Raw genomic sequence first — 13252 nt, forward strand, 5'->3', positions numbered from 1 at the left:
CGATCGGACCGGAGGAGTGGCATGACATTCAGAAGCCCGGCGGGGACGGAAGTGAAGACTTTTGTCATCTCTGAATCAGAAGAACCCGTAGAGGTTGGAGAGTGTCACCTCGATTTCGCTAGAGATCGCCGCGTTCAGGGGTTCGTCGAGATCCGTGTCGGCGGGGTCCTGATCCTTGGGCGCGAGAATTCTGACACGATTGACGCGCTCTGGTCCCTGCTCCTCGCCTTCCTGGAAGATTTCCTGGAAGGCGGGGAGGGGGCCCTCAGGTTCCCTGAGCGTAGATATGTACTCGGCCTGAAGCGAATTCCCGGCGGAAATGTCGTGGTGAAATTCGAGGACCAGGAGGAGAGGCGTACCGCCCTGGGGCGGGAGAAGGATGTCCTGGAAGGCCTGCTGTCGGGGGCGGTCGATTTCTTCGGTTCGGTGCTGGAAACCTTCCCCAAGGAGGAGTGGAGTTACAGGCGGGATTTCAATACTGCGGTACGCCTGAGTGAGGAATGCGCGCGTATCCGGTGATCGAACCCGTGCCCCCCGCGTCTCCACCTCGACCGCAGGCGCGAAGCGTCCGGAGCTCCGTGCGGACGGCTTGGTCGTGCGCACCTTCGCTGTACGGGTCCCGGTTTGACCGTGTCGAGCCGGGACCCGTACCCTTGACCCTCGACGTGTCCTACGACCCGTCGCACCCCTGAGCACCCCCCTCCCGGTCCGCCGGGAGAGGCCGCTCGTCCACTTCCGGATCGGCACGGGCCCCGGCCCGTCGAGCGGCTGGCGTCAGGGGTTCGTTCCCGAGTGAGAGAGAGATCCGCGTGTACGCCATCGTGCGCAGCGGTGGTCGCCAGCACAAGGTTGCTGTCGGCGACATCGTTGAGGTTGACAAGATTTCCACTGCCAAGGTTGGCGACACGGTCGAGCTCTCGACCCTGCTCGTTGTCGACGGCGACGCCGTGACCAGCGACCCGTGGGTCCTGGCCGGCATCAAGGTCACGGCCGAGGTCGTGGACCACCACAAGGGCGCCAAGATCGACATCCTGCGCTACAAGAACAAGACCGGCTACCGCCGTCGCCAGGGTCACCGTCAGCAGTACACGGCGATCAAGGTCACCGGTATCCCCGCGGCTGCGAAGTAAGAGGGACTGAGACATGGCACACAAGAAGGGCGCATCGTCCACCCGGAACGGGCGCGACTCCAATGCCCAGCGGCTCGGCGTGAAGCGCTTCGGCGGTCAGGTCGTCAACGCGGGTGAGATCCTGGTCCGCCAGCGCGGCACCCACTTCCACCCCGGCGCGGGCGTCGGCCGTGGCGGCGACGACACGCTGTTCGCCCTGCAGGCCGGTTCGGTGCAGTTCGGCACCCACCGTGGCCGCAAGGTCGTGAACATCGTTCCGGTCGCCTGATCGGATCTTTCGCGGAGGCGGACCTCACTTCCCGGCAAGGGAAGCGGGTCCGCCTTTCGCGTGTTACTAGATAGACATTCCGTACGTAATAAACGTCATCAATGGAGGCACCCCCATGACCACCTTCGTGGACCGCGTCGAGCTGCACGTCGCCGCGGGTAACGGAGGCCACGGCTGCGCCTCCGTTCACCGGGAGAAGTTCAAGCCGCTCGGCGGACCCGACGGCGGCAACGGCGGTCGCGGCGGCGACGTGATCCTGGTCGTCGACCAGGCGGTCACCACGCTCCTCGACTACCACCACTCCCCGCACCGCAAGGCCACCAACGGCCAGCCCGGCGCCGGTGACAACCGCTCCGGCAAGGACGGCCAGGACCTGGTCCTGACCGTGCCCGACGGCACCGTCGTCCTCGACAAGCAGGGCAACGTCCTCGCGGACCTGGTCGGCCAGGGCACCACCTTCGTCGCGGGCCAGGGCGGCCGCGGCGGCCTCGGCAACGCGGCGCTGTCCTCCGCGCGCCGCAAGGCCCCCGGCTTCGCGCTCCTCGGCGAGCCCGGCGAGGCCCGGGACGTCGTCCTGGAGCTCAAGACCGTCGCCGACGTGGCCCTCGTCGGCTACCCGAGCGCCGGCAAGTCCTCGCTGATCTCGGTCCTGTCGGCCGCCAAGCCGAAGATCGCGGACTACCCCTTCACCACGCTCGTCCCGAACCTGGGCGTCGTCACCGCCGGTTCGACCGTCTACACCATCGCCGACGTCCCGGGTCTGATCCCGGGCGCCAGCCAGGGCCGCGGCCTGGGCCTGGAGTTCCTCCGCCACGTGGAGCGCTGCTCGGTCCTCGTCCACGTCCTGGACACGGCGACGCTGGAGTCCGACCGCGACCCGGTCTCCGACCTCGACATCATCGAGGAGGAGCTGAGGCAGTACGGCGGCCTGGAGGACCGGCCCCGGATCGTCGTCCTCAACAAGATCGACATCCCGGACGGCCAGGACCTCGCGGACATGATCCGCCCGGACCTGGAGGAGCGCGGCTACCAGGTGTTCGAGGTCTCCGCCGTGGCCCGCACCGGTCTGAAGGAGCTCTCCTTCGCCCTCGCCGGCATCGTGGCCGAGGCGCGCGCGGCCAAGCCGAAGGAGGAGGCGACCCGGATCGTCATCCGCCCGAAGGCCGTCGACGAGAGCGGCTTCACGGTCACGTACGACGAGACCGAGGAGGTGTACCGGGTGCGCGGCGAGAAGCCGGAGCGCTGGGTCCGCCAGACCGACTTCAACAACGACGAGGCCGTGGGCTACCTGGCCGACCGCCTCAACCGCCTCGGCGTCGAGGACGCCCTGATGAAGGCGGGCGCCCGCGCGGGCGACGGCGTCGCGATCGGCTCCGAGGAGAACGCGGTCGTCTTCGACTGGGAGCCCAGCATGATGGCCGGCGCCGAGATGCTCGGCCGCCGCGGCGAGGACCACCGCCTGGAGGCCCCGCGCCCCGCGGCCCAGCGCCGCCGCGACCGCGACGCCGAGCGCTCGGACCCGCAGCGCGAGTTCGACGAGTTCAACCCGTTCTGACGGGTGCGGTCGACACCGGGCCGCCGCCACGCGAAACCGTGGCGGCGGCCCGGCCGCTTCCGCAACGCCGGGCGGGCGGTTCCGGGCGCCTGCCGGGCGGGTTCGGTCGCGTACCGCCAAGTGCCTCCGGGCCGTTCCGGGTACCTGCCGGGCCGTTCCGGGTGCCTGCCGGGCCGGTCCCCGGCGGCGTACCGTCACGTGCCTCCGGGCGGTCCCCGGCACGTACCGCCAAAGCGCCTCCGGGCTGTCCCCGGTACGACCGCCAGGCGCCTCCGGGCAGCTCAGGGCGTCCGTCGGCCGGTCCCCGGCACGTCCACCAGGTGCCTCCCGGCCGGCTCGGGGCGTCCGCCGAGCGGCGTCCGGGCGTCCGCCGGGTGGCGGAAAGCGCTCCCGTAGGATTCACGCGTGAGTGAGACCCTCCGGCAGCAGGACCGGGCCCGTGTCAGTGTCGTCGTCATCGCCTACAACGACGCGGCCCACGTCGGCGACGCGATCCGTTCCGCCCTCGCGCAGGGCGACGCGGTCGGTGAGGTCGTCGTGGTCGACGACGCCTCGGGGGACGACACGCCCGGGGTGCTCGCCGGGTTCGCCGACGAGCCGCGGGTGCGGCCGCTGATCCGCAAGGACAACAGCGGCGGCTGCGGCACCCCCCGCAACGACGGGATCGACGCCGCCGTCCACCCGTACGTCCTCTTCCTGGACAGCGACGACCTGCTGCTGCCCGGCGCCGTCGACGGACTGCTCGCCGTCGCCACCGGGCACCGCGCGGACGTCGTCGCCGGCGTCTGCGTCCGGCGCGAGGTCCCCGAGGGCCGCGAGACCGTCTGGGCGCCCTCGCTGTACGACGTCTCCCGGGGCGCCACCCTCCCCGGCACCGTCCTCGACGGCATCGGGGAGCACCCCGAGTTCGTCCTCGACACCCTCTCCGTCAACAAGCTCTACCGGCGCGACTTCCTCGACCGGCACGCGATCCGCTTCCCCGACGGGGCCTTCCACTACGAGGACTTCGTCTTCAGCGCCCGCGTCCAGGCCGCCGAACCCCGGCTCGCCGTCACCGACGTCCCCGTGTACGTCTGGCACGTGCGGCGGCAGGCCGCCACCCTGTCGATCTCGCTGCGCCGCGCCTCGCTCGCGAACTGGGAGCACCGGGTCGCCGCGCACTCCGCCGTCGTCGAGGTGTTCCGCGCGGCCGGCCGGCCCGCGCTCGTCCTTGCCGCGCAGACCAAGTTCCTCGACTACGACCTCCCCATGTACCTGCGCGAGCTGCCGCAGCGCAGCGCCGCCTACCGGGCCGGCTGGTGGACGGCGACCCGCGCCCACCTGGCCGGCTTCGACGCCGCCGCGGTCGACGCCGCCCGGGCGCCGTCCCGCTGGCTGCACGCCGCGCTCGCGGCGCTCCCCGCCGTGCCCGAGGGCCGGGAGCTGAACCGGTTCGTCGAACTGGCGTCCCCCCGCCCCCGGCTCGTCCCCCCGTACCCGCGCGCCGGGGACGGCGCCCCCGTCCTCGCCGCCGCGCCCGCCGACGTACCCCTGGACGGTCTCGCGGAGCTGGCGCCCGACGGGCTGCCCGTCGCCGTGGACGGCTCCGTGGCCGTCGGCGCGTCCACCCGGCTGACCCTGACCGTCCACGACCTCTACGGGCGTGTCGGAGCGCTGGCCCCCGTCGCCGTCCGGGCCGTCTTCACCGAGCGGCACTCGGACGCCGAGCTGGCGGCCGAGGCGCCGCTGCTGCCGGGGGACGGCTCCTGGACCGCGACCGTACGGGTGCCGACCGCGAAGCTGCTCCGTGCGGGCCGGCTCGCCTCCTGGACGCTCCTGGCCGAGCTGCGCTACGCCGACGGATCGACGGGAACCGCCGAGGTCAGGGCCCCGGAGGGGTTCGCGGGCCGGCGCGGCGTGGTCCTCGGCCGACTGGGCCGGGTGCTGCTCGTCCAGGTGGTCGCCTCGGCGCGACGGGGCCTCGTCCTGCGGTTCGCGGGCGGCTCGGTGGGAGCCCGTAGAGTGGTCTCCGGGCGGCTCAAGAGGGTGTTTGCGATGCGGTGAACATCACCCGAGGGGCGGGAGATCGGGTATGGAACACTTTCTCCTGCCGGGTAGGCTTTCCGGTCGCTGGGTGACGCCCTCGCACGTGTGCGGCGACACCCTCCACCCCTGAAGGCAGCAACGCGCCGTTGACCGCGGCGCAGGCAGGCGACGCCCCGGCCGAGACGCGTGCCAACCGTTGCCGCCCGCACTTGTGAGAGGACTTGGATGCCGACTAGCGACGTCCCTGATGTGAGCGTCGTCGTCATCGTCTACAACGATGAGGAACGGCTCCCGCGAGCGGTCCGGTCCCTGCTCGACCAGACCCTGAACAACCTCGAAGTGATCATCGCCGACGACTGTTCGACCGATGGCACCGAGGGGGTCGCGCGCGCCCTGGAGGCATCCGACCCGCGCGTGCGCTACGTGCGCCTCGAACAGAACAGCGGCGGCTGCAGCGCCCCGCGCAACCGCGGCATCGCGGTCGCGCGCGCGCCGTACGTCATGTTCCTGGACAGTGACGACGAGCTGCCCCGGCACGCCTGCAAGAGCCTGCTGCTCGTCGCAGAGGAGACCGGCGTCGACTTCGTCACCGGAGAGGTCACCCGCCTCTTCGAGGAGTCGAACACCACCGGCCTCTGGTACCCGCACCTCTTCACCGAGAAGCGGGTCGTCCACGGCATCGCCGAGCGCCCCGAGTACTTCTTCGACCACCTGTCGACGAACAAGCTCTACCGGACCTCCTTCATCCGGGACAACGCCCTCACCTTCCCCGAGGGCATCCACTACGAGGACCAGCTGTTCTCCGCGCAGGCGTTCACGCTCGCGGAGTCCTTCGCCGTCGTCCCGTGGTCGGTCTACACCTGGCGCCTCGCCCCGGAGAGCGTCTCCATCTCCTCCAGCCGCCACAAGATCCAGAACGTCGCGGACCGCATCGGCGTGGCCCGGCTCATCGACGCCTGGTTCGAGGAGAACGGCCGCGCGGAGCTGCGCGCGGAGAAGGACTACAAGTTCCTCCGCCACGACTTCCGGCTGTACCTGGGCGACCTGCCGTTCCGCGACCTGGAGTGGATCGCCGAGTTCGCGGAGGTGGTCAACCCCTACCTGGACGAGATCGCCGACGAGACCTACGCGCGCCTCTCCCGCGAGGAGCGCGTCTGCATCCACCTGCTGCGCACCGGCCGCCTGGAGGAGCTCCGGGTCGCCGCGCGCCAGCTGGGCCGCCCGGTCCTCGCCCCCCGCTTCGCCACCGAGCAGGACGGCGTCACCTACTGGGGCGCCGTCGCCCCGGCCGACGACGCCAGCCGCTCCGAGCTGGACATCAGCGAGTGGTACATGCGCGACCAGGTGCTCGCCACCGGCCGCCTCCGCCACGAGCTCACCTCGGTGTCGCTGCGCGGCTCGGTCCTGCGCCTGGAGATCCGCACGTACGACCCCGCCGGCCTGATCACCGAGGACACCAAGGCCTCGGTCAAGCTGGCCGCGCACAAGGTGCCGCTCTCGGTGCCGCTGGTGCTCCGCCCGGAGGGCGGGGGCCAGTACGTCTCCACGGCCGAGCTGGACCTCCACAAGGTGCCCGTCGGCAAGGTCGGCGTGGCGACCCGCCGCCACCCGGTGGTCTCCCTGGAGCGGGACGGCGCCCACCGCACGGACATCCTGCTCGCCGAGTACGACCAGCCCGAGTTCCGGGCCACCGTCGTCTACCACAAGTTCGGCGTCCACCACCTGAGCGTCAAGGCGGAGCAGAAGGGCGCCGGACGCCTCGAGGTGGTCTGGCGGCGCTCCGGCGTCCTGCGGTCCCTGGAGCCGCTCGGCCCCTACGCCCGCAAGGCCAAGGGCCGGGTGGGCAAGGTCCGCAAGATCCTCGTCGGCAACGAGGGCAAGGCCACCGCGTACGACGCCGTCTCCAAGCTGCCGCGCAAGCGCAGCCTCGCCGTCTTCGAGGCGATGGAGGGCCGCGGCTACGCGGACAGCCCGCGCTACATCTACGAGGAGCTGAAGCGCCGCAACCTCCCGATCGACGTGGTCTGGGCGTACTCCGGCGATCGTTCGTCGTTCCCCGAGGACGTCAAGCTCGTCCGGCGCGGCAGCTTCGCCTACGGCCGCGCGCTGGCCCGGGCCGCCTACTGGGTGGACTCGCACAACCTGCCGTACCTGTACCCGAAGCCGAAGGGCACCCGGTACCTGCAGACCTGGCACGGCCAGACCTTCAAGGCGATGGGCTTCGACGTCCCCTCGCTGCGCGGTGCCTCCGAGATCGAGAAGGGGCGCTTCCGCGCCGCCGTGAGCCGCTGGGACGCGCTCGTCTGCCCGAGCGCCGAGTTCGAGCGGACCTTCGTCCCGGCCTTCGAGGTCTCGGCCGACCTGATCCGCTCCGGCTACCCGCGCAACGACGTGCTCGTGCGCTGGGCGGAGCCCGAGCAGCAGGCGCGGGCCGCCGCCGTCCGGGAGGCCCTGCGCATCCCGGCCGACAAGAAGGTCCTGCTCTACGCCCCGACCTTCCGCGACGCGGGCCGCCGCACGGGCCAGTCGGTCCGGGTCGACCTCGAAGCGCTGGCCCCGCAGCTGTCCGACGAGTGGGTCGTCGTGGTGCGCACCCACCCGTACGACCGGTTCAAGATCGTTCCCGAGCTGGGGCACTTCCTGCGGGACGGCTCGGCCTACGCCGACATCAACGACGTGATGCTGGCCTCGGACGCGGTCCTCACGGACTACTCGTCGCTGATGTTCGACTATGCCAACACCGGCCGTCCGATCCTGCTCTACACGGACGACTACGAGGCGTACAAGGGCGGCGACCGCGGCACGTACTACGACCTCGAGGACATCGCGCCCGGTCCGATGCTGACGACCACCGAGGACCTCGCCGCCGCCGTGCGGGACCTGGAGGGCGTCCAGGAGCGGCACGCGCAGCAGTACGCGCGCTTCCAGGAAATGTTCTGCTCGTACGAGACCGGCCACGCCAGCAAGATGGTGGTCGACGCTTTTTTCGAAGGCGGCACCGATGACTGAGGCCTCCCCTGCCCGCAAGAACGTGTTCTTCGTCGGCATCGACGTGGACTCGATGGGCGGTTCCCAGCGGGTGCTGCACACCCTCGCCCAGGGGATGGGGGAGCGCGGTCACCGGGTCGAGCTGATCGGCATCCGCCCCAGCCCCGAGCCCTTCCCGTACAACGCCACGCGCTCGTACCTGCACTCGACGCTCTACCCGGCCCCCTCCGAGCCGAAGCCGCCCGTCCGCACGGTCGGCGACCGGCTGAGCCTGGCGCGGCGCGCCGACGCCCGGCGGGCCCGGTCCGACCGCGACAACGCGCGGGCGGAGATGCAGCGGAAGCTGGAGGCGGTCGAGGACGGCTACATCGTCTTCGGTTCGCCGTGGGCGGTGGACTGGGTGATGCCGCTGAAGTGGCGTCACCTCAAGGGCATCGGGCAGTACCACGAGTCCTTCGCGCAGGCGAAGCGCAGCGCCAACCTGGGGCTGATCCGGCGTCACTACCCGGCGCTCGAGCAGACCCTGGTCCTCTCCGAGGGCGACGCGGTCGAGTTCGTGAACCAGCGCGTGCCGAACGTGCGGGTCATGCCGAACCCGCTGCCGTTCTACCCGGACGAGCCCGCGCCGCTCGACACCCGCAGGATCGGCGCGGTCGGCCGGCTCGACCCGATCAAGCGGTACGACCGGATGATCGAGGCCTTCGCGCAGGCCCACAAGGGCCGTGACGGCTGGGAGCTGCACCTCTTCGGCGAGGGTCCGCTGGAGACCGAGCTGCGGATGAAGGCCGAGGACCTCGGCGTCGCCGAGCAGGTCGTCTTCCGGGGCACCGCCAAGGACATGGCCTCCGCCTACCGCGAGCTGTCCGTCGTCGCGCTCAGCAGCGAGCGCGAGGGCCGCCCGATGGCGCTGGCCGAGGCCGCCGCCTGCGGCGTGCCGTGCGTGAGCTTCGACGTGTCCGGCGGTGTCCGGGAGCTCGTCGCGGACGGCGTCACCGGCACCCTGGTGCCGCCGGCCGACGTGCCGGGGCTCGCCGTCGCGCTCGGCGAGCTCATGGACGACGCCGAGCTGCGGCAGCGGTACGGCAGGGCCGGACGGGAGCACGTCGCGCACCTGGCGCTGCCGCACGTCCTGGACCGGTGGGAGTCGGCGTTCGAGGAGATCGAGCGCTAGCCGCACCGAAACGGCGCCGATGGGGGAAGCCCCCGGCAGGACCTCGCGTCCTGCCGGGGGCTTCCCCGTCCCCCGGGGCGTTCCGGAGGGGGTGGCTACACTGTCGGAATGACCTGGCTCATCACCGGCGGTGCCGGTTACATCGGTTCCCACGTCGTCAAGGCAATGACCGAGGGCGGCGAGCGCGTCGTCGTGGTCGACGACCTCAGCACCGGCAACCCGGCGCGCCTGCCCGAGGGCGTCGTCCTGGAGCGCGGCACGGTCCTCGACCGCGCGTTCCTCGACCGGGTCCTGCGGGAGTACGAGGTCACGGGCATCGTGCACCTGGCCGGCAAGAAGCAGGTCGGCGAGTCGGTCGAGAAGCCGCTGTACTACTACCACGAGAACGTGACGGGGCTGCAGGTCATCCTCGACGCGGCCGTCGCCGCCGGCGTGAAGAGCTTCCTCTTCTCGTCCTCCGCCTCCGTGTACGGGATGCCCGACGTGGACCTCGTCACCGAGGACACCCGGTGCCTGCCCCTCAGCCCGTACGGCGAGACCAAGCTCGTCGGCGAGTGGATGGCCCGCGCGACCGGCCAGGCCCACGGCCTGTCCACCGCCTCCCTGCGCTACTTCAACGTGGCGGGCGCGGCGGCCCCCGAGCTCGCCGACACCGGCGTCTTCAACCTGGTGCCGATGGTCTTCGAGCGGCTCGACGCCGGGGAGTCCCCGCGCATCTTCGGCGACGACTACCCGACGCCGGACGGCACCTGCATCCGCGACTACATCCACGTCGCCGACATCGCGGACGCCCACGTGGCGGCCGCCCGCGCCCTCGCCGCCGCCGGCGAGGCGGGCGAGACGGCCACGCTGACCCTGAACATCGGGCGCGGCGAGGGCGTGTCGGTGCGCGAGATGGTGAACCTGATCAACGAGATCACCGGGCACGACGTCGAGCCCGTCGTCACCCCGCGCCGCCCGGGCGACCCGGCCCGCGTGGTGGCGTCCGCCGAGCGCATCGGCTCGGAGCTGGGCTGGAAGGCGCAGCACGACGTCCGCTCCATGATCAGCTCCGCCTGGGAGGGCTGGGGCGCGAACCGCGCGGCCCGCGCCGACGGCTGACGGCTGACGGCCGACGGCCGACACGTTCGGCGAACCGCCGAGAGGACGAGAGGAGGGGTGTCCCGGGCTTCCCGGGGCGCCCCTCCTCCCTGTTGGCTTCAGGGCCTCCGTGCTTCATGCCTCCGCGCTTCAGGGCCTCCGCGCGTCCGTGGGCCGGTGGATCCGGCTCACCCCGTAGTACGTGGCCGCGCACCGCGCCGCCCAGTCCCGCTCGTACGACGAGGCGAACAGCGGCTCGCTGAGGCCGCCGATGAGCAGCGGCCGGTACGCGACGTTCCGGGCGCCCGCCGCCGCCTCGGCCCTGATCCGGGAGTCCTGGCGGTCCCAGGCGACGCTCCGCACCACCGTGCTCGTGGTCAGCGCGTACACCGGCCGCACCAGGGCGGTCGTGCTCCCGACGGCGACCGCGCCCGCCGCGACCAGCGCGGCGGCCCGGGCGGAGGGGCGCCCGGCGGACAGGAGCAGGAGCCCCAGCCGGTACCCGCCCCACGTGCCGTACGCGCAGAGGAGCAGCAGCAGGGGGAGGAGGAAGTTCGTCCAGGTGCGGCCGAACGTCCAGCCCTCCACCCCGTAGCCGCTGCGCAGGCCGTACGTGACGCCCAGGCTCGCGAGGGCGAGCAGCGGCAGCGGCAGGAGCGCCGCGACCCACGGCGTCCGGCGCGGGCGCTCCTCACCGGCGGCGCTTCCGGCGGGGGCGCGGTCCCCGGACGGGCCGGAGCGGGCGAGGGCCAGGCCCAGGAGGACGCCCACGGCGAGGGCCCCCGCGTACGCCCACTGGCCGCCGATCGTCTGCCAGACGCGCCACCAGTCGTGGAACGTCTCCCCGAGCTCCGCGAACGACATCGGCTCCCGGGGATGCTGGGCGCGCCGCCACCGCGCGCCGGGGGAGGTGTACAGGAGGACGAGGCCCCCGGCGAGCCCGAGGCAGGCCGCGGCGCACCAGGTGGAGACGTACCGGTCCCTCGCCCGTCCGAGGCGGGGCAGGCAGAGGGTCCCGACGGCGGCCGCGAACAGTCCGGCCACGATGCTGAACGGCTCGCTGAGCATCCCGCACGCCAGGCCGGTCAGCGCCGCCGTGGCCACGGCGGCGCTGCGGGCCCACGGGCGCCGGGCGCGGGCCGCGAGGACCGCGCCGAGCACGGCCCAGAGGCCGATCACGCCCGGCAGGGTGTGGGAGATGGTGGCCGGGGCCCAGAGCAACACCTGGTACGTGCGCGTGCCGGCGAAGAACAGCAGCGCCTCGACGAGCGCCACGGCGGCCACGAGCAGCACCGCGGGCGGCTCCGCGCGCAGCCGCAGGGCGCGCAGCGCCGCGCGGGCGAGGAGGAAGAGGGCGGCCCCGAGGGCGACCACGAGGAAGGCGGGCAGCAGCTTCGGCCCCCTCATGCCGTCGGAGTAGACCAGGCCGGTCAGGAAGGCGTTGGTGACGCGGCCGTTCTGGGTGAGGTAGAAGTCCTCGGTGATCCCGGGGACGCCCATGTCCCGCGCCTTCCAGAGGGCGCACCAGTCGTCGGACGTGGGGCGCACGTAGAGGCCGAGGAAGGCGCCGACCGAGAGCAGCGCCGCCGAACCGGCGGCGACGACGAGCGCGACCGCGCCCGGGGCCCGGGAGAGGCCGCCCTTCCCGGCGCTTCCGGCGGCGCCGTCCCCCGCTCCGTCCTCCGGCACGGGTGCCTCGCCGCGCTCCGAGATGGTCGTCCTGCTCACCGGTGATCGATCCCCCTGGCCCGAGGTGGCCCCCGGTCGCCCCTATGGGTGACCGGCGAGTGAAAATGCCGCGTATACCAATATCTTGCCCCCATGCTTTGCTGCATGGACGACATGCCGACCGGGGGCGGCCACTCGGAGGACGCCGGATCGCCACCGTCGCTCCGTACCGTGGCCCCGCTGCTCGAAGGCGAGTTCGGTGGTGGTCCTTCAGGACGTACGCTTGCCCATCCCTCTGGAGTGACCGTTCCATGACCAGGCTTTCCGTCGTCGTCCCCTGCTTCAACGAGGAGGACGTCGTCGAGCGGTTCGACGCGCGGATGCGCCAGGTGCTCGACGCCCTCCCGGTCGGCTACGAGATCTGTTACGTGGACGACGGAAGCTCCGACGGAACGCTGGGCAAGCTGCGGGAGATCGCCGCCCGGCACCCGCACCGCACCCAGTACGCCTCCTTCAGCCGCAACTTCGGCAAGGAGGCCGCCATGCTCGCGGGCCTGCGCAAGTCCGCGGGCGACGCGGTGGTCATCATGGACGCCGACCTCCAGCACCCGCCCGAGCTGCTCGGACGGATGCTGGACCTCTACCACCAGGGCCACGACCAGGTGATGGCGCGGCGCACCCGCGACGGGGACAAGAAGGTCCGCACCGCCCTCAGCCGCGTCTACTACCGGGCCGTGAACCGCTGGGTGGACGTGGAACTCACCGACGGCGTCGGGGACTTCCGGCTGCTCTCCCGCCCCGCCGTCGACGCCCTGCTGTCGCTGCCCGAGTACAACCGCTTCTCCAAGGGGCTGTTCTCCTGGATCGGCTTCGACACCGTCACCTTCGACTACCAGAACGCCGCGCGCGAGGGCGGCGAGACGAAGTGGAAGTTCAGCTCCCTGGTCAACTACGGCATGGACGGCCTGATCTCCTTCAACAACCGTCCGCTGCGCATCGCCCTCTGGCTCGGCATGATGCTGACCGGACTCGCCGCCGTGTACGCGGTCTGGGTGACTGCCGCGGCCCTCTCCCAGGGCGTCACCGCCCCCGGTTACGTCACCCTGGTCGCGATCATCGTGGGGCTCGGGGGCGTGCAGATGGTGATGCTGGGGCTGATCGGCGAGTACATCGGGCGCATCTACTACGAGACCAAGCGCCGGCCGCACTTCCTCGTGAAGGAGACCCACCGCTCCTTCGGCCGCGCGGCCGCCGAACGCGCCGCCGCCGAACGCATCCGGGTCACCACGGCGGAGAGGGAGCGCTGATGGGGGCGGGGGGCGATCGCTCCGGAGGAGCGGCTGGGGGGCCGGGAAGGGCGGCCGGGA

10 protein-coding genes are annotated in these 13252 nt (G+C 71.9%); 9 read left to right on the forward strand and 1 reads right to left on the reverse strand.

The window, feature by feature from the left end; genetic code table 11:
- Positions 1 to 21: 21 nt before the first annotated feature.
- From ACIQVI_RS09100 to galE, 8 genes are all read left to right on the forward strand, one after another.
- Positions 22 to 519, forward strand: coding sequence for a hypothetical protein (locus ACIQVI_RS09100; protein ID WP_403593076.1), 498 nt, complete (start codon positions 22 to 24; stop codon positions 517 to 519).
- 290 nt (positions 520 to 809) lie between these two features.
- Complete coding sequence (gene rplU, locus ACIQVI_RS09105; RefSeq protein WP_015033583.1) at positions 810 to 1130, forward strand: 50S ribosomal protein L21; 321 nt, start codon at positions 810 to 812, stop codon at positions 1128 to 1130.
- Between the two features lie 13 nt (positions 1131 to 1143).
- Positions 1144 to 1398, forward strand: a complete 255-nt coding sequence (gene rpmA / locus ACIQVI_RS09110; RefSeq protein ID WP_010041940.1) for a 50S ribosomal protein L27 — start codon at positions 1144 to 1146, stop codon at positions 1396 to 1398.
- A 115-nt stretch (positions 1399 to 1513) separates the two neighbouring features.
- Positions 1514 to 2953 carry a GTPase ObgE gene (gene obgE / locus ACIQVI_RS09115; RefSeq protein ID WP_403593079.1) on the forward strand — a complete coding sequence of 480 codons (1440 nt, stop codon included), beginning with the start codon at positions 1514 to 1516 and terminating at the stop codon, positions 2951 to 2953.
- 405 nt (positions 2954 to 3358) lie between these two features.
- Positions 3359 to 4996, forward strand: a complete 1638-nt coding sequence (locus ACIQVI_RS09120) for a glycosyltransferase (RefSeq protein ID WP_403593083.1) — start codon at positions 3359 to 3361, stop codon at positions 4994 to 4996.
- Positions 4997 to 5203: 207 nt separating this feature from the next.
- Entirely contained in the window at positions 5204 to 7987 is a 2784-nt protein-coding gene (locus ACIQVI_RS09125; protein ID WP_351973833.1) for a CDP-glycerol glycerophosphotransferase family protein, read from the forward strand.
- Complete coding sequence (locus ACIQVI_RS09130; protein ID WP_403593086.1) at positions 7980 to 9137, forward strand: glycosyltransferase; 1158 nt, start codon at positions 7980 to 7982, stop codon at positions 9135 to 9137. The genes ACIQVI_RS09125 and ACIQVI_RS09130 overlap by 8 nt, the downstream gene beginning before the upstream one ends.
- Before the next feature lie 108 nt (positions 9138 to 9245).
- Positions 9246 to 10238, forward strand: coding sequence for a UDP-glucose 4-epimerase GalE (gene galE / locus ACIQVI_RS09135; protein WP_403593089.1), 993 nt, complete (start codon positions 9246 to 9248; stop codon positions 10236 to 10238).
- Positions 10239 to 10367: 129 nt separating this feature from the next.
- On the opposite strand, the gene ACIQVI_RS09140 is transcribed toward galE, so the two are convergent.
- The gene (locus ACIQVI_RS09140; RefSeq protein WP_403593092.1) at positions 10368 to 11945 is read right to left on the reverse strand and encodes a DUF6056 family protein; all 1578 of its coding nucleotides are present in this window, start codon (positions 11943 to 11945) and stop codon (positions 10368 to 10370) included.
- A 251-nt stretch (positions 11946 to 12196) separates the two neighbouring features.
- Here ACIQVI_RS09140 and ACIQVI_RS09145 point away from each other — a divergent pair, with 251 nt between their 5' ends.
- Positions 12197 to 13192 carry a glycosyltransferase family 2 protein gene (locus ACIQVI_RS09145; RefSeq protein ID WP_351969118.1) on the forward strand — a complete coding sequence of 332 codons (996 nt, stop codon included), beginning with the start codon at positions 12197 to 12199 and terminating at the stop codon, positions 13190 to 13192.
- The last annotated feature ends 60 nt before the right edge of the window (positions 13193 to 13252 follow it).

Origin of the sequence: Streptomyces sp. NPDC098101, assembly GCF_044760185.1 — a bacterium.
GTDB lineage: Bacteria > Actinomycetota > Actinomycetes > Streptomycetales > Streptomycetaceae > Streptomyces.